Genomic DNA, 21079 nt, shown 5'->3' on the forward strand with positions numbered 1-21079 from the left:
CCCGAATTTCGGAAGAAGCAAGAGGCTTCTCTTGTGATTTCTGGGGGAAATCAAAACGAATTCAAGATCATAGGTTCGGCGCCCGCCGAGAGCCGGATTTTGGGTTGAAATCAGGGAAATTTGTGCCAGTGGCAGACACGTCCCAGCTTACTTCTGGCGTTGCCGAGCGCTATGCCTCGTCGCTTTTCGAACTGGCGCTCGAGCAGGGCGCCGTGGACAGCGTAACCGCAGATCTTGACCGTTTCCAGGCGATGCTGGATGAGAGCGCCGATCTTAAGCGCTTCGTCGTAAGCCCGGTTTTCTCCGCCGACGACCAGCTGAAGGCGATCGTCGCCATCAGCGAGAAGGCTGGCATCAGCGGTTTCTTCGCCAATTTCCTGAAGGTCGTGGCGCGCAATCGCCGCCTGTTCGCCCTGCCGGGCATGATCAAGGCCTTCCGCATCATCGCCGCGAACCATCGCGGTGAAATCTCCGCCGAGGTCACCTCGGCGCATGCGCTTTCACAAGCGCAGGAAACCGAATTGAAGGTGGCACTCAAGAGCGTTACCGGCAAAGACGTGACGATTGCCGTCACGGTTGATCCGTCAATTCTTGGTGGTCTGATCGTGAAGGTCGGGTCCCGTCAGATTGATACGTCTCTTCGTACCAAACTCTCTACCCTTAAGCTCGCATTGAAAGAGGTTGGCTGATGGATATCCGCGCCGCGGAAATTTCCGCAATTCTCAAAGACCAGATTAAAAATTTCGGCAAAGAGGCAGAAGTCTCGGAAGTCGGCCAGGTTCTCTCCGTCGGTGACGGTATCGCTCGTGTCTATGGTCTGGACAATGTCCAGGCCGGTGAAATGGTCGAGTTCCCGGGCGGCATCCGCGGCATGGCGCTGAACCTTGAAGCCGACAATGTCGGTGTCGTCATCTTCGGCGCCGACCGCGACATCAAGGAAGGTGACACCGTCAAGCGGACTGGCGCCATCGTCGACGTTCCGATCGGCCCTGAGCTGCTCGGCCGCGTGGTCGACGCGCTCGGTAATCCGATCGATGGCAAGGGCCCGATCAACGCGACGCGCCGTTCGCGCGTCGACATCAAGGCTCCCGGCATCATTCCGCGCAAGTCGGTTCACGAGCCGATGTCGACCGGCCTCAAGGCCATCGACGCGCTGATCCCGGTCGGCCGCGGCCAGCGCGAGCTTGTTATCGGCGACCGCCAGACCGGCAAGACCGCGATCCTTCTCGATGCCTTCCTCAACCAGAAGGCTATTCACGACAACGGTCCGGAAGGCGAGAAGCTTTATTGCGTCTACGTCGCTGTCGGCCAGAAGCGTTCGACCGTCGCGCAGTTCGTCAAGGTGCTCGAAGAGCGCGGCGCGCTCAAGTACTCGATCATCGTCGCCGCCACCGCGTCCGATCCGGCGCCGATGCAGTTCCTGGCTCCGTTTGCCGGTTGCGCCATGGGCGAATACTTCCGTGACAACGGCATGCATGCGCTGATCGGTTACGACGACCTGTCCAAGCAGGCCGTGTCCTACCGCCAGATGTCGCTGCTGCTGCGCCGCCCGCCGGGCCGCGAAGCATATCCGGGCGACGTTTTCTACCTGCACTCGCGCCTGCTCGAGCGCGCTGCGAAGATGAACGACGACAAGGGCGCCGGTTCGCTGACCGCTCTGCCGGTTATCGAAACGCAGGGCAACGACGTATCGGCCTTCATTCCGACCAACGTGATCTCGATCACCGACGGTCAGATCTTCCTTGAAACCGACCTGTTCTACCAGGGTATCCGCCCGGCCGTGAACGTCGGTCTGTCGGTTTCCCGCGTCGGCTCTGCGGCACAGATCAAGGCGATGAAGCAGGTTGCCGGCTCGATCAAGGGCGAACTCGCCCAGTATCGCGAAATGGCCGCCTTCGCCCAGTTCGGTTCGGACCTCGACGCTGCGACGCAGCGCCTGCTGAACCGCGGCGCACGCCTGACCGAACTCCTGAAGCAGCCGCAGTTCTCGCCGCTGAAGACGGAAGAGCAGGTCGCCGTGATCTTTGCAGGCGTCAACGGCTATCTCGACAAGCTGCCGGTCGCTTCGGTCGGCAAGTTCGAGCAGGGCTTCCTCTCATATCTGCGTTCGGAAGGCTCCGCCATCCTCGACGCGATCCGCACGGAAAAGGCAATCAGCGACGATACCAGGGGCAAGCTTACCGCTGCTCTCGATAGCTTCGCAAAGTCTTTCTCGTAATCGGGCCCTAAGTTAGGACGGATAACGGATGCCTTCACTTAAGGATCTGAAAAACCGGATCGCCTCCGTCAAGGCGACGCAGAAGATCACCAAGGCGATGAAAATGGTCGCCGCGGCGAAGCTTCGGCGCGCGCAGGAGGCGGCCGAGGCCGCTCGGCCATATTCGGAGCGCATGGGTGCAGTTCTGGCGAATATCGCCAAGGCTGTCACCGACGCCGATGGCGCGCCGGCGCTGATGACCGGCACCGGCAAGGACCAGGTTCATCTGCTGGTGGTGTGCACGGCCGAACGCGGTCTTTGCGGCGGTTTCAACTCGCAGATTGCGCGCTTCGCGCGCGAACATGTGCGCAAGCTGGTTGCCGAGGGCAAGACGGTGAAAATCTTCACCGTCGGCAAGAAGGGTTACGACATCCTTCGCCGCGAATTCGCTTCGCTGATCATCGAGCGCAAGGAATTGCGGGACGTCAAGCGGGTCGGCTTCGAGAATGCGGATCAGATCGGTAAACGCCTTATCGAGATGTATGCTGCCGGCGAATTCGACGTCTGCACGCTGTTTTATTCCGAGTTCAAATCGGTGATCAGCCAGATTCCGACGGCGCAGCAGCTCATCCCGGCTTCAACGGGAGCTGTGCAGGCCGAAGATGCCGCCCATGCAGGCGCTGTCTACGAATACGAGCCGGATCCGGCATCGATCCTTGAAGATCTGATCCCGCGCAACATCTCCGTCCAGGTCTTCCGCGCGCTTCTTGAGAACGTCGCGGGTGAAATGGGCGCCAAGATGAGCGCGATGGACAATGCGACGCGTAATGCCGGTGAGATGATCAATAAGCTGACGCTGAGCTACAACCGCCAGCGTCAGGCGCAGATCACCAAGGAACTCATTGAAATCATTTCGGGCGCGGAAGCGCTCTGAGGCTAGGAAAAGAGGGTCAGAAAATGGCTGAGGCAGCTACCCCCAAGATCGGCTCTGTCGGCAGAGTCACCCAGGTTATCGGCGCCGTCGTCGACGTTGCTTTCGAAGGCGAACTGCCGAAGATCCTGAATGCGCTGGAAACCAGCAACAATGGCAACCGCCTGGTTCTCGAAGTTGCGCAACACCTTGGCGAAAACGTCGTCCGTACCATCGCGATGGATTCGAGCGACGGTCTCGTGCGCGGCCAGGAAGTCGCCGATACCGGCGCTCCGATCATGGTTCCGGTTGGCAACGAGACGCTCGGCCGCATCATGAACGTCATCGGCGAGCCGGTCGACGAAGCCGGTCCGCTGGTCACCGCTCACAAGCGCGCCATCCACCAGGATGCGCCGTCCTATGTCGAGCAGTCGACGGAATCGCAGATTCTCGTCACCGGCATCAAGGTCGTTGACCTTCTCGCTCCCTATGCACGCGGCGGCAAGATCGGCCTGTTCGGCGGCGCTGGCGTCGGCAAGACCGTTTTGATCATGGAACTGATCAACAACGTCGCCAAGGCGCATGGTGGTTATTCGGTTTTTGCGGGCGTCGGTGAACGTACCCGCGAAGGCAACGACCTCTATCACGAAATGATCGAATCGAACGTCAACAAGCATGGCGGCGGCGAAGGTTCGAAGGCTGCGCTGGTTTACGGCCAGATGAACGAACCGCCGGGCGCCCGCGCCCGTGTCGCCCTGACCGGCCTGACGGTCGCTGAACATTTCCGCGACCAGGGCCAGGACGTTCTGTTCTTCGTCGACAACATCTTCCGCTTCACGCAGGCAGGTTCCGAAGTGTCGGCTCTGCTCGGCCGCATTCCGTCGGCCGTCGGCTATCAGCCGACGCTCGCAACCGACATGGGCCAGATGCAGGAGCGCATCACCACGACGACGACCGGCTCGATTACCTCGGTCCAGGCCATTTACGTCCCGGCCGACGACTTGACCGACCCGGCTCCGGCAACCTCGTTCGCGCACCTTGACGCAACGACGGTTCTGTCGCGCTCGATCGCCGAAAAGGGCATCTATCCGGCCGTCGATCCGCTCGACTCCACCTCGCGCATGCTCGACCCTCTGGTCGTCGGCGAAGAGCATTACGAAGTCGCCCGCAAGGTCCAGTCGACGCTGCAGCGTTACAAGGCCTTGCAGGACATCATCGCGATCCTTGGCATGGACGAACTGTCCGAAGAGGACAAGATCGCGGTTGCCCGGGCCCGCAAGATCGAGCGTTTCCTGTCGCAGCCGTTCTTCGTCGCCGAAGTCTTCACCGGCTCGCCGGGCAAGCTCGTTGCTCTCGAAGATACGATCAAGGGCTTCAAGGGCCTCGTTAACGGCGAATATGATCACCTGCCGGAATCTGCCTTCTATATGGTCGGATCGATGGAAGAAGCGGTCGAAAAGGCCAAGAAGCTCACAGCTGCTTAATGAGCGACGCGCTGGACGAGATATTCTGCTGCGACTCCCTGAAAGGGGTCGTGGCGGATCTTCCGGAACCAGCCGCGCCGACTATCTATCGCGCCGATAACGGCGTGCTGATGATGGTGGTGGGTCTGGTCCAGAGCGAGGAAGGCCTCGGTTATCTCGACCAAGCGATAATGCACTGCCCGTTCTGCGGGACCAAATTGCAAGATGCGAAAGCCATAGCCGAGAAGGTAAGTCACTGATGGCTGACAATTTCAACTTTGAGCTCGTTTCGCCGGAGCGTCTGCTGTTGTCGGAGATGGTGACCGAGGTGGTCATTCCCGCGACTGAAGGCGAGATGACGGTCATGGCGAATCATGCGCCGACGATGACGACGATCAAGCCGGGTGTCGTGAGCGTGCGTTCGGCCTCCGGCAAGAAGCAGGACTATGTGGTGTTCGGCGGTTTTGCCGATATCCTGCCGACCGGTTGCACATTGCTTGCCGAATCCGCGGTTCCGGTCGAGGAACTCCACAAGGACGAGCTGACCCGCCGCATCGAGGCTGCCCGCCAGGAGCTCGAGCATGCCGAGCTGCACGAGCACAAGTCGAAGCTCGAGCATTTCATCATGGAACTGACGCATCTGAGCGGCATCGTCCAACAGGATTGATCGCCATCGACTGCGACGATCAAGGGCGGCTGCAACAGCCGCCCTTTTTTGTGCCTGTTCAGCTGTCGCGATAGCGCGGGCGGCTTGAAATGAAGAAGCGGCCCGATGGGGCCGCTTTGCCGATGTGTACCGAGTGGCCGGCTTCGGCTCAGAAGCCGGTTCCGCCGCGTAGCTCGATGGCAATCGTCTTGAACAATATCTTCAAGTCGAGCAGCAGGCTGAAATTCCTGACATAATAGATATCGCAGGCAATGCGGGCGCGGGCTTCCAGCCGTCGCGCCGTCGGGCCGCGCCAGCCGCGCGTCTGCGCAAGACCGGTGATGCCGGGACGCATGATGTGGCGGTGATGATAGTCCGGCACCAGTTCTTCGTAGAGCCGGCCGGCTGCCCGCATGTTGATGGCATGGCAGCGCGGGCCGACCAGCGACATGTCGCCCCTGATGACATTGAAGAGCTGCGGCAGCTCGTCGATATTGGTCTTGCGGAGCACCGCGCCGATGCCGGTCACTCGGCTGTCACCCTTGACGGTCTGTTGAACGCCGCTGGGATCACAAGCTTCCGCGCGCATCGATCGGAATTTGAAGATCGTGATCTTCCGGCCGTTCAGCCCCCAGCGGATTTGGCGGAAAAACACCGGACCGCCATCATCGAGTTTGATGAAAAGAGCGATTGCCAGAAAAATCGGCGCCAGCACGACGAGGGCGCTGAGTGAGGCGACGATGTCGATCAACCGCTTCACGCTCAGTCGCACAGCCATTTTTCTTTCGACAGGGGAAAAGCTATCCGGCTGGCGAATATTGGAGTTCGCGATAACCAGGGTCTTGGTTTTGTCCTGACGCTGAGACGGATCGAAGCGTGAATTCGTCTTCGAAGTAAAAGCATTCATTACGCAAGGTCCACAAGTTTAGATGCGATACTGAACAGCAAGGAGACAGATACATGGTCACGTATCGTTTGTCATCGGTATAAATAAGAATTCCGTAACCCTAAAGACACCAAAAATGGGAGTATTTCGCGTTAACCTTAATGCCTGTAGTTGCGCTATCCGGAAACTTATACTTTGAAAGGAGTAGCCCGATTGGATTGGCGAGCTGTCAGCCGGTTTCCGAAATCGATCGCCGGTTTCTCCAGCAGATGGTAGCTGAGGCTTGCTACCAGAAGGATAAGCGCTGCCGCCAGTCCGCAAGACTGCAGCCAGCCGGTCACAACATTTTCCGAGGAAGCGCCGAACGAGCCCGGGTCGAGCTTCTGGATCAATAGCAGGATAATCTCCTGCCAGATATAGATGCCGAAGGAGATCTTCGCGACGTAGCGGACAGGCGCGTTGTCGAGCAGCCTGCCCAACCGTTGCGAATGGCTGAGCGAAACGAGGGCCGCCCCGACCGCCAGCGGGAAGACCGGAAAGCCATAGGGGATTTCGAGCCAGCCGTAACCCTCGGCGGAGCCGCCGGGCGATATCACGAGGCGGTAGCCGGCAATGGCGAGGGCGAGAAGCGCTGCGGCATCGAACCAGGAAGAGCGTCTTCGTGGGAGCATGGTCTCGAGGCCGGCGGCGAGCGCACCGAGCGCGAAGACGGCGAAGAAGCCGATCGGATTATATCTCGGCATCCATTCCTTCGCCCCACCCTGCAGGCCGTACTGCCAACCGCGTCCGATGTCGCCGAGCGGAAACAGGGTGAGGATCAGCAGATGGGCCAGGAGTACGCCTGTGATGACGCATAGCCAGGCGAAGCGCGCAAGCAGCGGGCGTTGTCTCAGGATGGGCAAACGAAACAGCAGGAGAAAGCAGACCGGCAGGAGCACATAGCTGGTGACCTCGAAGGGAATGGACCAGAGCGGCCCGTCGGCTTCGACAGGAAAGAAGGTGCGCCAGTGCCACTGGCTCATGAACAGCAGCCCGGAGACATAGCGGAGTGCAAGCTCCGGTGTCAGCGGCAGGGCAAGCAGCGTCAGGCTGAGGGCGAAGCTGATGGTGGCGGCAACCCAGAAGCCCGGAGCGATGCGCGCTGCCCTGCGGATCGTGTAATGCCGCAGGCTCGGCAGGTTGCTGCCCGCGTCGAGCGCGCGCCAGAAGGGATGGGCAAGAAGAAAGCCGCTGAGCACAAAGAACACGGCAACGCCGAAATTGCCGAAGCGGAGGACATGTGCGGTCGGTCCGAGTTCGTCGGGGATTCTGCGCATATCCAGCCGCAGCGCGAAGTGGTGGGCAAGCACCAGCAGACAGGCCGTCGCGCGCAGAAAGTCCGCTCCGGCCAGTCTCTCCTGTTGTCGCATCCTATCCCCCGCCTTGCCTAGCGCATCGGCCCGAAAATCGGAATCGATTTTCGGAAAGCACGATGCCTAAATTCTAAGTGTTAGAGCGTCCTTTGCGCATCCGAAAGGACGCGCGGCGCTCTAAAGAATGATGCCGAAAAGTGTGAGCGGTTTTCGCACGACATCATGCTCCGGGTCTCGGACTTTGCAGCGGAAAGCCGCGACGGGCAAGGCAGGCGTTGGGCTCAGTCGAGAAGTTCGTTGGTATAATAGGTGGAAAAGTCCGGCTTCTCCTTGAGTGCGGCGCCATTGGCGTCGACCAGAATCCCATTCTCGAGCAGGAAGCCGCCGAGGGCTTCGGCCTTTGCCGGATCGAGCTTACCGATCACGCCGGCCTCGGATTTCAGGAAGTGCCCCTCGATCAATGCCTTCTGAGACGCCTTTACCAGTTCCGTATTCATCAGTGCGCCATTGCTTCCAGAGATCAGCAGATCGCAGGCTTCGTCGGGATGGTCGACGGAATAGGCATAACCCTGGCGCGTGGCCTGGATGAAGGCGCGGGCGTGTTCCCGGTTTGCCGAGAGATAGGCGTCGCTGGAGACGATGACCGTCGTCTGCTCGTCGGGAATGCCATAATCGGAATAGTGGAAGCGGCCGATCTTCCGGTTCTCCAGTTCGGCGGCTATGCCTTCCCAGGTGTAGATCTCCAGCGTGAAATCGATCGAGCCATTGTCCAGCGCCTCGTAAGCGGAGGTGCCGAGGGTGACGGTCTTGACGTCGCCCTTGCCGCCGTCATTGCGGATCATTGCGGAGATCAGCGCGCTCTCCCAGGTGCCGCCAAAGCCGCCATAGGTCTTGCCGTCGAGGTCTTTCGGGCTCTTGATGTCGTCGCGTCCGCCCTTGAAGATCAGGCGTGCGGTTTCTGTCTGGACGACGCCGTAGACCATCTTCACGTCACCGCCGCCGGCGCGCTGCGTGAGGGTCTCGATCTCACTGCTGATGCCGAAATCGGCAACGCCGTTCGACACCAGTGTTCCGGCGCTGGTATCGGTGAAGGGAAGGATCTCGACATCGAGTCCGGCATCGGCGTAGAAGCCCTTCGCCTTGGCGACATAGATGCCGATATGGTTGGTGTTGGGCGTCCAGTCGAGCGCGATGCGAACCTTTGCGGGCGCCGATTGGGCGAAGGCGGTGCGGCCGGCAAGGCTTGCCGCGATGGCGGCGAAAATCGTCTGGCGGCGGGTGAGAAGCAGCATGGTGACCTCCTCAGGTCTCTAGAGCATGATGCCGAAAAGTGTCGGCGGTTTCGGACGACATCATGCTCTAACTCTATAAATTAGAACAGCGATTCAGATTTTGGGCCGACCGGCCTAAAATCATCCTGTTCTTGCGGATGAAGCAGGGTTTGCAGGATTTCGGTTTCGATCGCCTGGGCCGCCGGCGAGCCGAGGTCGGCGATGCTTCTCGGACGGGGCAGGGGAACGCGGAATTCGCGGATGATACGCGCCGGACGGGCCGAAAGCACGTAGATCCGGTCGGAGAGGAACACGGCCTCGCGAACGTCATGGGTGATCAGCAGCGCCGTCCAGCGGTGCTCGGTCCACATGCCCTGCAGCCATTCCTGGATCTGCGTGCGCGTCAGCGCGTCGAGCGCGCCGAAGGGCTCGTCGAGCAGCAGCATGTCCTGCGTCTGGACGACGGTGCGCAGCAGTGCGGCGCGCTGGCGCATGCCGCCGGATAGTTCGGAAGGATAGTGGTGTTCGAAGCCGGAAAGGCCGAAGCTCTCGAACAAAGGCGCGACGGCGGCGCGGGCCGCGCGGCGGCTCATGCCTTTCACCTCGAGGCCGAGTGCCGCATTGTCGATGATCCGGCGCCAGGGCATCAGCGCATCGCGCTGCGGCATGAAGGCGAAGGAATGCGGTGCCTGTTCCAGCGGCACGCCGTTGAAAAGCATGGTGCCGGAATCGGGTCGAAGCGCCTGTGTCAGCAGCCGCAGCACCGTCGATTTTCCGGAGCCGGACGGTCCGACGATCGAAACGAACTCGCCGTCTGCGACGGTGAGCGAAATGTCGCCCAGCACCTTCATGCCGTCGAAGGACTTCGAGATACTACCGAGTTCAACCATTGTATCGCTCATCGGCGCCGCTCCCCGGTTGGCTGCCAGGGCATGACGAGGCGCTGGATCAACAGCGTCAGCCCGAAGAGGCCGAGCGTGAGCACGGCGCTGACGACGACGGCGGCGAGCACGAGATCGGGACGGAAATTGTTCTTGGCGTTGAGGATATAGATGCCGAGGCCGCGGGCGGCGCCGGCATATTCGGCAAAAATCGCGCCAACGACGGCATAGGTGATCGAGATTCTGAGGCCGGCGAAGAAATAGGGCAGCGAGGAGGGAAGCCGGGCCAGGCAGAAAATCCGCCAGCGACTCGCCTTCATCGAATTCAGCAATTCGGCGATGTCGCGGTCGGTCGATTCATAGCCCTGCAGCAGGGCGACGAGCAGCGGAAAGAAGGTGACGAGCGCCACCAGCAACACTTTCGGCAGCAGGCCGAAGCCGAACCAGAGGACGACGAGGGGCGCGATCGCCACCAGCGGCAGGGTCTGGCTGGCGATGAAGATCGGCAGCAATGCCCGGCGCATGAAGGGCACGAAATCCATGAGGATGGAGGCTGCGAAGGCGAAAGCAAGCGACAGCGCGAAACCTCCAAGCGTCGCGCCGAGCGTCGGCCAGGTGTTTGATATCAGCGCCTCGCGGTTCAGCCAGCCCTGGATGACGATGCGCGACGGCGCCGGCAGGATGGAGGGCTTGATCCCGGAAAGATCGACATAGAGTTCCCATGCCGCCAAAAAGGCGCAGCCGGCGAGCAGGGCAGGTATGCCCCGGTAGAGAGCGGCGCGGAGCGCGGCAAGGCGCGAACCCAGTGGTGGTAGCGGTGTCATCGGCGTTCGATTTCAGGCTTTCGTCGGGCTATTGGCTGACACCGTGATATCGAGGGTCACATGCCCCTCGGGGTCGCCGAAGCGATAGAAGGCCTCACGAATGGTTGCGAAGACGGCGCCGGCATCGCCAGAAAGCCTGGTGCAGAAATTCTTGGCGCGGTCGAAAGTGCCGGAGCGTTTGAGAAAGTCGATGCAGCCATAGATCTCGTCCATATGGGTGCCGGTTCCCATGACGTAGAGCGAGAATTGGGCAGCGGTCGGCTGTCCGGTCTCGGCGGCGATTTCAACGGCGGCAAGGGCGGCCGCTATACGGTCAGCAAGCGGCTCTGCCTGGCCGGAGGAGGGGTTGACGCCGCAGATGGCCTCGTCGGGCTCACCGGGGCAGCCGCGTGAGACGGCGGCGGACAGCACGCAATGTTCGCCGGTCTTTGCGGCGGTGACGAAAAGATCGTGCATGGCGGCGAAAAGAATGTCAGGCGGGCCGACCAGCAGCGTAGAGATGTCATCGGTCTCGATGCGCAGCTGGTCGCGATAGGGATCGAGCGCCTTGACGGCATCGAGAATGATGCCGACGAAATCGCCGGACATCGGATAGAGTGACACTTGTGCGCCCGAGAACATCTGAACCTCGCTCCGCTGGCATTACCCAGATCAGCTTTGAAGGGTCCAGAGGCTTGCACCTCACATCTCAGCCCCGGCAATACGGAGCTCCCCCGTTAATGGCGCGGAAACTATCACCGGGGTTTTCTCCCCGCAACTGCAAAGTTGCGAACCCGTCCATGCGGTCGGGATGAGCCTGCCATGCCCGGTATCGACTGATATGTCTTACTGTCGAGAACACCCGGACGGAGGTCCTGCCCGGGTGTCCCTCGAGGTTCCGTACCTGCCGGGAACGGAACCGGAGCTTGCTGCCTCAGGCGGCGATGTCGGCATAGGGGCGATCGCTGCGGGCAGTGACGAGCGCCCGTGTCCACCATTCCAGCCTCGCCATCATCCGATCGAGCAGACGCATCGCGTCGGTGGGATTGTCGAGCCGTCCCTCGGTGTCGAAGCGGTTCCAAGGTGCTGTAAAGCTCACCGAATCGCGGATCGTGACCGCGTGGAGTTCGGCAAAGACGAGGCGCAGCTGTTCGACGGCGCGCAGGCCGCCTGATATGCCGCCATAGGAAACGAAGGCGACAGGTTTGCCCTGCCAGGGCTCGAAGAAGAAATCGATGATCGACTTCAGCGAGGCCGTGAAGCTGTGATTGTATTCCGGGGTGACGATGATGAAGGCGTCGGCCATGCCGAGCCGCCCGGCGAGCCTGTCGATTTCGGGGTGTGCCATGTCACGGCTTACCGGCAGCGCGAAATCGAGCGGGTCGATGATGTCGATATCAAATTGCGGGAAGCGGACGAGCTCCTGCGTCAGCCATTTGACCACCCGGTCGCAGATGCGGCCCTCTCTCGTGCTGCCATAGATGACCGCCAGCCTGGTGGGTGTTTTCATGCGTTGCTCCTTGTCGCGATTGGACTTTACGCTTATCGAAGCACGGGTTATAAAACCTCAACTAATATTGAGGTCAAGAGCCGATGGATACGATTCCTGCAGCGCCGCTCGGCAGACTTCTGACGGTTGGCCAAGTGGCGGAGCGCAGCGGCCTTGCCGTCTCGGCGCTGCATTTCTACGAGACCAAGGGGCTGATCTCGAGCATCCGGTCCCGCGGCAACCAGCGGCGATACGGCCGTGACGTGCTGCGCCGGCTTGGCATCATCAAGGTGGCGCAGCGTGTCGGCATTCCGCTTTCGGAAATCCAGGCGGCGTTCGAGTCGCTGCCGCAGGGACGCACGCCCACCGTCGGCGACTGGCAGGTGCTGTCGGCGCGCTGGAAGGATGATCTCGACGCGCGAATCAGGCGGCTGAGCCTGCTGCGCGACCGTCTGACCGGCTGCATCGGCTGCGGCTGCCTGTCGATCGAAAGCTGTCCGTTGCGCAATCCCTGCGATCGGCTCGGCAAAGAGGGGTCGGGTGCGCGGCTTCTGGAGACCGAAAGCTAGAGCCCTTCCCCAGAGGGAGACTTGGCTGCGTCTCCCGGGAAAGATCGGTACCTGCCTTTCTTTCGGTCGGCGCGCTCATATGTTAAGGGCGAGTGACGCAACCGGCGGCACTGTCCGCGAGGAGGACGGCTTCGTGTTTCATCCCAGACTGTTCGAAAATCGCAATGTCGTCGTGACCGGCGCCGGCCGCGGCATCGGCCTCGAAGTGGCCCGGCAGTTCCTGGACTGCGGCGCAAAAGTGATCGTCCATACCGGGCGCAAGCCGGGACGCGAGCTGCCGGATTTCCTGCTGACGGCTGAATCCGAAAGACGGGCGCTGCTGCTGCACGCCGATTTCTCGGCGGCCGGTGGGGCGGCGCAATTTGCCGAAGACGTTCTCGCCTTCTTCGACAGGGTGCATGTGCTGGTGAACAATGCCGGCACCATGCTTGGCCGGTTTCCCGCGGCCACGCTCACCGACGCAGAATATGAGGCGATCGTGCGGCTCAACCAGACATCGGTGGTGGCGCTGACACGCGCACTGTTGCCGGCATTAAAGGCGGCTGAAGGCGCCGCTGTCGTCAACACGGTTTCGATTTCGGCGCTGACCGGCGGCAGCCCCGGTTCCTCGATCTATTCGGCCTCGAAAGCCTTCGTTGCGACCTATTCCAAGGCGCTTGCCCGTGAGCTCGCACCGGATGGAATCCGGGTCAATTGCGTGTCACCGGGAACGATCGAGACGGATTTCCATGAGCGCTATTCCTCCCGCGAAAAGCTGGAGCAGACAAGAAAATCCATCCCCCTGCAAAGGCTCGGCACGGCGGAGGATTGCGCTCCCGCCTATCTGTTCCTGGCGGCTCCCTCCCTCTCGGGCTACATTACCGGCCAGGTGATCGAGATCAATGGCGGTCAGCTTATCTGCTGATTTGCTTGGACCTTTTTTGGCATTTCGTCATTTTGGCCAATTCGCTTGTGCGAATATGCAATTGTACTGATCTACCTCATCGCCTCCCTTCCGAGATACCGCATGCCGTTGCCCAAACCCAAGCCGGGGATGACCGGCCAGGAATTGCACACACTCGCTGCAAAAGCCCATGAAGCGAGCGACCTGCTGAAAGCGCTGGCGCACCAGACCCGACTTCTCATCCTCTGCATATTGGCGAATGAGGAGCGGACGGTCAGTGAAATCGAACATATTCTGGGCATACAGCAGGCAATGGTCTCGCAGCAGCTGGCGCGCTTGAGGCTCGAAGGCCTGGTCAATACGCGCCGTCAGGGCAGGCTGGTCTATTACAGCATCGGCAATGTCAGCGTGCTCGCCTTCCTCGAATCGCTGTTCGAGCTTTTTCCGATTGCAGAAAACTGTTAGCGACCGCCCTTGCGGAGCACGGCTGCTATGTCGAAGATAGGTCCGGACGCGAAATGGCGCGGGAGGCCGGATGATCGACAAGCTGGAATTTTTCATCGCGCTTGCTAATGAAAAGCATTTCGGCCGCGCCGCGGAGGAGTGCGGCATCTCGCAGCCAACGCTTTCGGCGGCCATCCGGCAGCTCGAGGATCAACTCGGCGTCATGCTGGTACAGCGCGGTTCAAGGTTCCAGGGGCTGACGCCGGAGGGGCAGCGCGTGCTCGAATGGGCCCGGCGCATCGTGGGCGACGCCCGCACCATGCGCGAGGAGATGCGCGCCGCACGCCGCGGCCTTTCCGGCCATATTCGTCTTGCCGCCATTCCGACCGCGCTCGCCATGCTTTCGCGCATCACCACGCCCTTCCAGGAACGGCATCCCGGCGTGACCTTCTCGATCGTCTCGCGCAATTCGCTGCAGGTGCTGAGCATGCTCGAGAATCTCGAAATCGATGCCGGCATCACCTATCTCGAAAACGAGCCGCTCGGCCGCGTCACGACCGTTCCCCTTTATGCCGAGCGTTATCATCTGATCACGGCAGCCGGCAGCCCACTGTCGGATCGCGACAACGTGACCTGGCGAGAGGTCGGCGATCTTCGGCTTTGTCTATTGACTGCTGATATGCAAAACCGCCGCATCATCAACCGACACTTGACGGAAGCCGGCGCCACCGTGCATCCGACGCTCGAATCCAACTCGATGATCGTGCTGTTCTCGCATGTCAGGACCGGACGCTGGGCCAGCATCATGCCACGCAACGTCGCCAAATCCTTTGGATTTCCAGTGGAAATCCGCATGATCCCGATCGTCGAGCCGGAGGCGCATCATCTGGTCGGCCTCGTTGCCCCTTATCGCGAGCCTTTCACGCCGCTTGTCTCGGCTCTGCTGCACGAGGCGAGAGTGCTCGTACAAGACGAGGAACTCTGATAGAAAAAAACTATCGTGCAACGTGATAGCTTTATTGATCGCCGGCTGCTTCCCTGAGATGCTGCTTGCGGAATGGCACTCGGCCGGGGGAGCCCGCCATTCCGCAACGAGCGAGCCGCCGGGAGGGCTGCCTTATGACCATTCATATCGCCGAAGGCGATATTGCAGCGCGCACACGTGCCATCGTCGCCGATCTTCGCTTTCTCGAAGGGCCGCTGCTTCCCATTCTGCACGAGGTCCAGCAAGAATTCGGCTATGTGCCGCAGGAGGCCATGCCCGTCATCGCGGAGGAACTGAACCTCTCCCGCGCCGAGGTGCATGGCGTGGTGACCTTCTATCACGATTATCGCGACCATCCCGCCGGCCGGCATGTGCTGAAGCTCTGTCGTGCCGAAGCCTGTCAGTCGATGGGCGGCGATGGCCTGGCTGATCGCGTCAAGACGCTGCTCGGTATCGATTTTCATCAGACGACGCTCGATGGCGGCGTGACGCTGGAGCCGGTCTACTGTCTCGGGCTCTGCGCCTGCGCGCCGGCGGCGATGCTCGACGGCGACGTCTATGGCCGGATCGATGATCAGATGGCGGCGGAACTCGTTGCGGAGGCACGCCGATGACGGTCAGGATATATGTTCCGCGCGATGCCGCAGCGCTGGCGCTCGGGGCCGAAAAGGTGGCAAAGGCGATTGCCCAGGAGATCGCCGCCCGCGGCCTCGATGCCGAGATCGTGCGCAACGGCTCGCGCGGAATGTTCTGGCTGGAGCCGCTAGTTGAGGTCGAGCTTGACGGCAAGCGCATCGGCTACGGCCCGGTAAAGGCCGGGGATGTGGCTGTTCTGTTCGATGCCGGGATGATGAACGGCGGCGAGCATCGGCTCTGTCTCGGGGAGGTTGAAGACCTCCCGTTCCTCAAGGAACAAACCCGCCTGACCTTTGCCCGCTGCGGCATTACCGATCCGCTTTCGCTTGCGGATTACGAGGCACATGGCGGCCTTGCCGGCCTTCGCCGCGCCGTTTCGATGACATCAGCCGATATCGTCAAGGAAGTCACCGATTCCGGCCTGCGTGGACGCGGCGGTGCCGGTTTTCCCACCGGCATCAAGTGGAAGACCGTTCTCGAGGCCGCCGGCGACCGCAAATATATCGTCTGCAATGCCGATGAGGGCGACAGCGGCACCTTTGCCGACCGGATGATCATGGAGGGCGATCCCTTCGTGCTGATCGAGGGCATGGCGATATCAGGGCTCGCCACCGGCGCGACCAAGGGCTTCGTCTATACGCGTTCGGAATATCCGCACGCGATCGCGGTAATGACCGAAGCCGTCGGCATCGCCCGGCAGGCCGGCATTCTCGGATCATCGGTGCTCGGCTCCGGCCGCGCCTTCGATATCGAGGTGCGCACCGGCGCCGGCGCCTATGTCTGCGGCGAGGAGACGGCCCTGCTGAACAGTCTCGAAGGCAAGCGCGGCATCGTGCGTGCCAAGCCGCCGCTGCCGGCGCATAAGGGGCTGTTTAACTGTCCGACCGTCATCAACAACGTGATCTCGCTGGCTTCGGTGCCGGTCATCCTGGAAAAGGGTGCCGCCTTCTACCGCGATTTCGGCATGGGCCGTTCACGCGGCACCATCCCGCTGCAGGTTGCCGGCAATGTCAGATATGGTGGTCTCTTTGAGACGGCCTTCGGCCTTTCGCTCGGAGATATCGTCGACAGGATCGGCGGCGGGACGGCGACGGGACGGCCGGTCAAGGCCGTGCAGGTCGGCGGGCCGCTCGGTGCCTATTTCCCGCGGGCGCTGTTCGAGACGCCTTTCGATTACGAAGCCTTCGCCGCCAGGGACGGGCTCATCGGCCATGCCGGCATCGTCGTCTTCGACGACACGGCCGACATGCTGAAGCAGGCGCGTTTCGCCATGGAATTCTGCGCCGTCGAAAGCTGCGGTAAGTGCACGCCCTGCCGCATCGGCTCGACACGCGGCGTGGAGACGGCCGACAAGATCGCTCAGGGCATCGAGCCGGAGAAGAACCGGGTGCTGCTTGCCGATCTCTGCAACACGATGAAGTTCGGCTCGCTCTGCGCGCTGGGCGGTTTCACGCCTTATCCGGTGATGAGCGCCATGACGCATTTCCCGGAGGATTTTTCGCCGGCACCTCTGGTGGAGGCGGCGGAATGACGAATTGTTCATGGAACGCCTGCGCTGACCTCACCATCTCAAGCAAGGAGACCGACCATGTCTCTCATCCATGAAATCGACTACGGCACTCCGGCTTCGACATCCGAGACCATGGTGACGCTCACCATTGATGGACAGCGGATCAGCGTGCCGGAGGGCACCTCCATCATGCGCGCATCGATGGAGGCCGGCATCAAGGTGCCGAAGCTCTGCGCCACCGATATGGTCGATGCTTTCGGCTCCTGCCGGCTCTGCCTCGTCGAGATCGAGGGCCGCAACGGCACGCCCTCCTCATGCACGACGCCGGTGGCGGCAAACATGGTGGTGCACACGCAGACAGGGCGGCTGAAGGATATTCGCCGCGGCGTGATGGAACTCTATATTTCCGACCATCCGCTCGACTGTCTCACCTGCGCGGCCAACGGCGATTGCGAATTGCAGGACATGGCGGGCGCCGTCGGCCTGCGCGACGTGCGCTACGGCTACGAGGGCGATAATCACGTCAAGGCGCGCAACAACGGCGGCATCAATCTGAAATGGATGCCGAAGGACGAGTCCAATCCCTATTTCACCTATGACCCCTCCAAATGCATCGTCTGTTCGCGCTGTGTGCGCGCCTGCGAGGAAGTGCAGGGCACCTTCGCGCTGACGATCGAAGGACGCGGTTTCGGTTCGCGCGTTTCCCCCGGCATGCACGAGCATTTCATCGAATCCGAATGCGTCTCCTGCGGCGCCTGCGTCCAGGCCTGCCCGACGGCGACGCTGACGGAGAAGTCGGTGATAGAGATCGGCCAGCCGGAACATTCGGCGGTCACCACCTGCGCCTATTGCGGCGTCGGCTGTTCCTTCAAGGCGGAGATGCGCGGCGAGGAACTGGTGCGCATGGTGCCGTGGAAAGACGGCCAGGCCAATCGCGGCCATTCCTGCGTCAAGGGACGTTTCGCTTACGGCTATTCCACCCATAAGGACCGCATCCTCAACCCGATGATCCGCGAAAAGGTCAGCGATCCCTGGCGGGAGGTGAGTTGGGACGAGGCCTTCGCGCATGTGGCGCTGGAGTTCCGCCGCATCCAGTATCAATACGGCCGCGAGGCGATCGGCGGCATCACCTCCTCACGCTGCACCAATGAGGAAACCTATCTGGTGCAGAAGCTGATCCGCGCCGGTTTCGGCAACAACAATGTCGATACCTGCGCCCGCGTCTGCCATTCGCCGACCGGCTATGGTCTCGGCCAGACATTCGGCACGTCGGCAGGCACGCAGAATTTCGACAGTGTCGAGCATTCGGATGTCGTCGTCGTCATCGGCGCCAATCCCACGGACGGGCATCCTGTGTTCGGCTCACGGTTGAAGAAGCGGCTGCGCCAGGGCGCCAAACTCATTGTCATCGATCCGCGCCGCACCGATATCGTCCGCTCGCCGCATGTCGAGGCCTCCTATCACCTGCCGCTGAAGCCCGGCACCAATGTCGCGGTCATGACGGCGCTGGCTCATGTGATCGTCACCGAAGGACTCTACGACGAGAGCTTCATCCGCCAGCGCTGCGACTGGTCGGAGTTCGAGGACTGGGCTGCCTTCGTTGCCGAACCGCACCACAGTCCCGAAGAGACCGAGATCTTCACCGGAGTGCCGGCGGCGGATCTGCGTGGTGCGGCAAGGCTCTATGCCAAGGGCGGCAACGGCGCGATCTATTATGGCCTCGGCGTCACCGAACACAGCCAGGGTTCGACCACGGTTATTGCGATCGCCAACCTGGCGATGGCGACCGGCAATATCGGCCGCCCTGGTGTCGGCGTGAACCCGTTGCGCGGCCAGAACAACGTGCAGGGCTCCTGCGACATGGGCTCCTTCCCCCACGAATTGCCGGGCTACCGGCACATTTCCGACGATGCGACGCGCGATATCTTCGAAAAACTCTGGGGCGTGAAGCTCAACAACGAGCCGGGCCTGCGCATTCCGAACATGCTGGATGCGGCAGTCGACGGTTCCTTCAAGGGCATCTATATCCAGGGCGAGGACATTCTTCAGTCCGATCCCGATACCAAACACGTCGCCGCCGGGCTTGCGGCGATGGAATGCGTCGTCGTCCAGGATCTGTTCCTCAACGAGACCGCCAATTACGCCCATGTCTTCCTGCCGGGCTCGACCTTCCTCGAAAAGGACGGCACCTTCACCAATGCGGAGCGGCGTATCAACCGCGTGCGCAAGGTCATGTCGCCGCGCAACGGCTATGGCGACTGGGAAGTGACTCAGAAGCTTGCCCAGGCGATGGGGCTCGAGTGGAATTACACCCATCCATCGGAAATCATGGACGAGATCGCCGCGACGACGCCGAGTTTCGCGATGGTCTCCTACGACTATCTCGATAAAATGGGCTCGGTGCAGTGGCCCTGCAACGAAAAGAACCCGCTCGGCTCGCCGATCATGCATGTCAACGGCTTCGTGCGCGGCAAGGGCAAGTTCATCCGCACCGAATATGTGGCGACCGACGAGCGCACCGGCCCGCGCTTCCCGCTGCTCCTGACGACCGGCCGCATCCTCAGCCAGTACAATGTCGGGGCGCAGACGCGGCGGACCGAGAATGTCGTCTGGCATGCGGAAGACCGGCTGGAAATCCATCCGCACGATGCCGAGCAGCGCGGCGTTCGCGACGGCGACTGGGTGAAGCTCGGCAGCCGCTCCGGCGACACGACGCTCCGGGCGTTGATCACCGATCGCGTCGCGCCCGGTGTGGTCTATACGACCTTCCATCATCCCAATACGCAGGTGAACGTCATCACCACCGATTTCTCCGACTGGGCGACCAACTGCCCGGAATACAAGGTGACGGCGGTGCAGGTCTCGCCTTCCAACGGGCCAAGTGAATGGCAGCTCGAATATGACGAGCAGGCGCGGCAATCGCGCCGCATCGCCGGCAATCTCGAGGCAGCGGAGTGACGATGCGGGGGTGGCCCTGTCAGGAGGAACGCGCGTCATGACCTTCACCGTCACTGCCCGTGCTCTCGAAACCACCCGCCGCAACGGCATCGTGCAGACCGGTTCGCGCATCGTCCCGGAAGAAGTGCCGATCGCCTTTTCCTATGGCGGCAGTTCGCATGCGGTGATGATGGCAACGCCGGCGGATCTCGAGGATTTCGCCGTCGGGTTCAGCCTGACCGAGGGGATCATTGCCGGGCCGGCGGAGATATCGGCCATCGAAGTCGTCGAGGGTGAGCAGGGCATCGATGTGCAGGTAAGCCTTGTCGATGACGTCGCCGATCTGCTGCGGGCACGCCGCCGCAGCATGGCGGGGCCGGTCGGTTGCGGGCTCTGCGGCATCGAATCGATCGAACAGGCAGTGCGGCCGGTGCCTGATGTCTCGCCATCACTGCTGGCGCTGTCGCATGCGGATATCGTCTGCGCCGTTTCGCTTCTGAACGAGGCACAGCCGCTGCATCGTGAGACGCGGGCGGTGCATGGCGCCGGCTTTTATCGTCAAGGCGGGGGACTGATTGCCGTGCGCGAAGATGTCGGCCGGCACAATGCACTGGACAAGCTCTGCGGCGCCGTCATCCGCGCCGGCGAAAAAGGCGGGGACGGCGCGGTCGTCGTCACCAGCCGGCTTTCTGTCGAAATGGTGCAGAAGGCGGCGATCCTCGGCAGCCCGGTGCTCATCGCCATTTCGGCGCCGACGGCTCTGGCCATCCGCACGGCCGAAGCGGCCGGCATGACGCTCGTCGCGCTGGTGCGCGGCGAGGATTTCGAGATTTTCACCCACCCGCACCGTATCTCGCCTGGAAGCATTGCCGATGTCGCATGATACCAAGACCAAGCTCGTCTATATGGCAAATCAAATCGCTACCTTCTTCAAGAGCCAGCCGGAAAGCGAAGCCGCGCAGGGGGTCGCCACCCATATCAATAAATTCTGGGATCCGCGCATGCGGCGGCAATTGTTCGAAATTCTGGAGAATGAGGAGAACGGCCTGGATGCGCTGGTGCTGCAGGCCGCGCCTCTGATCCGAAAGCCGGAGCCTGCGACACACTAAAGCGCGTTCCTCGCGCTTTAGGTCTTTATTTCAAACCTTTTGTTTTTACGCAATTTCGGACGGAAAACCGTTTCCCACTTTTCCTGGAATTGCTCTCGGTCCGATTAG

Annotated in this window: 22 protein-coding genes and 1 riboswitch; of the genes, 15 read left to right on the forward strand and 7 right to left on the reverse strand. The window is 61.5% G+C overall.

What is annotated here, in order from left to right:
* The first annotated feature begins 122 nt into the window (after window positions 1-122).
* The 6 genes from FHT69_RS22210 to FHT69_RS22235 are packed head-to-tail and all read left to right on the forward strand — an operon-like array spanning window position 123 to window position 5237.
* Window positions 123-689, forward strand: coding sequence for a F0F1 ATP synthase subunit delta (locus FHT69_RS22210; RefSeq protein WP_028755844.1), 567 nt, complete (start codon window positions 123-125; stop codon window positions 687-689).
* Window positions 689-2218, forward strand: a complete 1530-nt coding sequence (atpA, locus tag FHT69_RS22215; RefSeq protein ID WP_028755843.1) for a F0F1 ATP synthase subunit alpha — start codon at window positions 689-691, stop codon at window positions 2216-2218. Before FHT69_RS22210 ends, atpA begins: the two co-directional genes overlap by 1 nt.
* 28 nt (window positions 2219-2246) lie before the next feature.
* Window positions 2247-3131, forward strand: a complete 885-nt coding sequence (locus FHT69_RS22220) for a F0F1 ATP synthase subunit gamma (RefSeq protein WP_028755842.1) — start codon at window positions 2247-2249, stop codon at window positions 3129-3131.
* Window positions 3132-3154: 23 nt separating this feature from the next.
* Window positions 3155-4591 (forward strand): F0F1 ATP synthase subunit beta, encoded by a 1437-nt coding sequence (gene atpD, locus FHT69_RS22225; RefSeq protein ID WP_028755841.1) that lies wholly within the window; start codon window positions 3155-3157, stop codon window positions 4589-4591.
* Window positions 4591-4830 carry a hypothetical protein gene (locus FHT69_RS22230; RefSeq protein WP_027682592.1) on the forward strand — a complete coding sequence of 80 codons (240 nt, stop codon included), beginning with the start codon at window positions 4591-4593 and terminating at the stop codon, window positions 4828-4830. The genes atpD and FHT69_RS22230 overlap by 1 nt, the downstream gene beginning before the upstream one ends.
* Window positions 4830-5237: a F0F1 ATP synthase subunit epsilon gene (locus FHT69_RS22235; protein WP_028755839.1), complete on the forward strand. Its 408-nt coding sequence runs from the start codon at window positions 4830-4832 to the stop codon at window positions 5235-5237. The genes FHT69_RS22230 and FHT69_RS22235 overlap by 1 nt, the downstream gene beginning before the upstream one ends.
* A gap of 148 nt (window positions 5238-5385) precedes the next feature.
* On the opposite strand, the gene FHT69_RS22240 is transcribed toward FHT69_RS22235, so the two are convergent.
* The 7 genes from FHT69_RS22240 to FHT69_RS22270 form a co-directional block, all read right to left on the reverse strand.
* The gene (locus FHT69_RS22240; RefSeq protein WP_028755838.1) at window positions 5386-6123 is read right to left on the reverse strand and encodes a sugar transferase; all 738 of its coding nucleotides are present in this window, start codon (window positions 6121-6123) and stop codon (window positions 5386-5388) included.
* Window positions 6124-6290: 167 nt separating this feature from the next.
* Window positions 6291-7511, reverse strand: coding sequence for an acyltransferase family protein (locus tag FHT69_RS22245; RefSeq protein ID WP_028755837.1), 1221 nt, complete (start codon window positions 7509-7511; stop codon window positions 6291-6293).
* Between the two features lie 224 nt (window positions 7512-7735).
* Window positions 7736-8746 (reverse strand): ABC transporter substrate-binding protein, encoded by a 1011-nt coding sequence (locus tag FHT69_RS22250; protein ID WP_047615541.1) that lies wholly within the window; start codon window positions 8744-8746, stop codon window positions 7736-7738.
* An 80-nt stretch (window positions 8747-8826) separates the two neighbouring features.
* On the reverse strand, window positions 8827-9627 hold the full coding sequence (locus FHT69_RS22255) for an ABC transporter ATP-binding protein (RefSeq protein WP_028755835.1): 801 nt from the start codon (window positions 9625-9627) through the stop codon (window positions 8827-8829).
* Window positions 9624-10430, reverse strand: a complete 807-nt coding sequence (locus FHT69_RS22260) for an ABC transporter permease (protein ID WP_047615999.1) — start codon at window positions 10428-10430, stop codon at window positions 9624-9626. Before FHT69_RS22260 ends, FHT69_RS22255 begins: the two co-directional genes overlap by 4 nt.
* A gap of 12 nt (window positions 10431-10442) precedes the next feature.
* Entirely contained in the window at window positions 10443-11051 is a 609-nt protein-coding gene (locus FHT69_RS22265) for a YkoF family thiamine/hydroxymethylpyrimidine-binding protein (RefSeq protein ID WP_183905964.1), read from the reverse strand.
* Window positions 11042-11155, reverse strand: a riboswitch (TPP riboswitch). Its footprint overlaps the gene before it by 10 nt.
* Window positions 11156-11343: 188 nt before the next feature.
* Window positions 11344-11919 (reverse strand): NADPH-dependent FMN reductase, encoded by a 576-nt coding sequence (locus FHT69_RS22270; protein WP_183905965.1) that lies wholly within the window; start codon window positions 11917-11919, stop codon window positions 11344-11346.
* An 83-nt stretch (window positions 11920-12002) separates the two neighbouring features.
* Here FHT69_RS22270 and soxR point away from each other — a divergent pair, with 83 nt between their 5' ends.
* The 9 genes from soxR (at window position 12003) to FHT69_RS22315 (ending at window position 20971) form a co-directional block, all read left to right on the forward strand.
* Window positions 12003-12467 (forward strand): redox-sensitive transcriptional activator SoxR, encoded by a 465-nt coding sequence (gene soxR / locus FHT69_RS22275; RefSeq protein ID WP_047615532.1) that lies wholly within the window; start codon window positions 12003-12005, stop codon window positions 12465-12467.
* Window positions 12468-12546: 79 nt separating this feature from the next.
* Window positions 12547-13371, forward strand: coding sequence for an SDR family NAD(P)-dependent oxidoreductase (locus tag FHT69_RS22280; protein ID WP_174824499.1), 825 nt, complete (start codon window positions 12547-12549; stop codon window positions 13369-13371).
* Window positions 13372-13473: 102 nt separating this feature from the next.
* Complete coding sequence (locus tag FHT69_RS22285; protein WP_028756030.1) at window positions 13474-13815, forward strand: ArsR/SmtB family transcription factor; 342 nt, start codon at window positions 13474-13476, stop codon at window positions 13813-13815.
* Between the two features lie 70 nt (window positions 13816-13885).
* A complete protein-coding gene (locus tag FHT69_RS22290) occupies window positions 13886-14779 on the forward strand; it encodes a LysR family transcriptional regulator (protein WP_028756029.1) in 894 nt (297 codons plus the stop codon).
* 134 nt (window positions 14780-14913) lie between these two features.
* Window positions 14914-15393 carry a formate dehydrogenase subunit gamma gene (locus FHT69_RS22295; protein WP_047615529.1) on the forward strand — a complete coding sequence of 160 codons (480 nt, stop codon included), beginning with the start codon at window positions 14914-14916 and terminating at the stop codon, window positions 15391-15393.
* Window positions 15390-16946: a formate dehydrogenase beta subunit gene (locus FHT69_RS22300; protein ID WP_047615528.1), complete on the forward strand. Its 1557-nt coding sequence runs from the start codon at window positions 15390-15392 to the stop codon at window positions 16944-16946. The genes FHT69_RS22295 and FHT69_RS22300 overlap by 4 nt, the downstream gene beginning before the upstream one ends.
* Before the next feature lie 57 nt (window positions 16947-17003).
* Window positions 17004-19883: a formate dehydrogenase subunit alpha gene (gene fdhF, locus FHT69_RS22305; RefSeq protein ID WP_183905966.1), complete on the forward strand. Its 2880-nt coding sequence runs from the start codon at window positions 17004-17006 to the stop codon at window positions 19881-19883.
* Window positions 19884-19920: 37 nt separating this feature from the next.
* Window positions 19921-20745: a formate dehydrogenase accessory sulfurtransferase FdhD gene (fdhD, locus tag FHT69_RS22310; RefSeq protein ID WP_183905967.1), complete on the forward strand. Its 825-nt coding sequence runs from the start codon at window positions 19921-19923 to the stop codon at window positions 20743-20745.
* Window positions 20735-20971, forward strand: a complete 237-nt coding sequence (locus FHT69_RS22315; protein WP_028756024.1) for a formate dehydrogenase subunit delta — start codon at window positions 20735-20737, stop codon at window positions 20969-20971. The genes fdhD and FHT69_RS22315 overlap by 11 nt, the downstream gene beginning before the upstream one ends.
* Window positions 20972-21079 lie beyond the last annotated feature (108 nt).

Origin of the sequence: Rhizobium sp. BK008 (assembly GCF_014197345.1) — a bacterium.
Taxonomy (GTDB): domain Bacteria; phylum Pseudomonadota; class Alphaproteobacteria; order Rhizobiales; family Rhizobiaceae; genus Rhizobium; species Rhizobium anhuiense.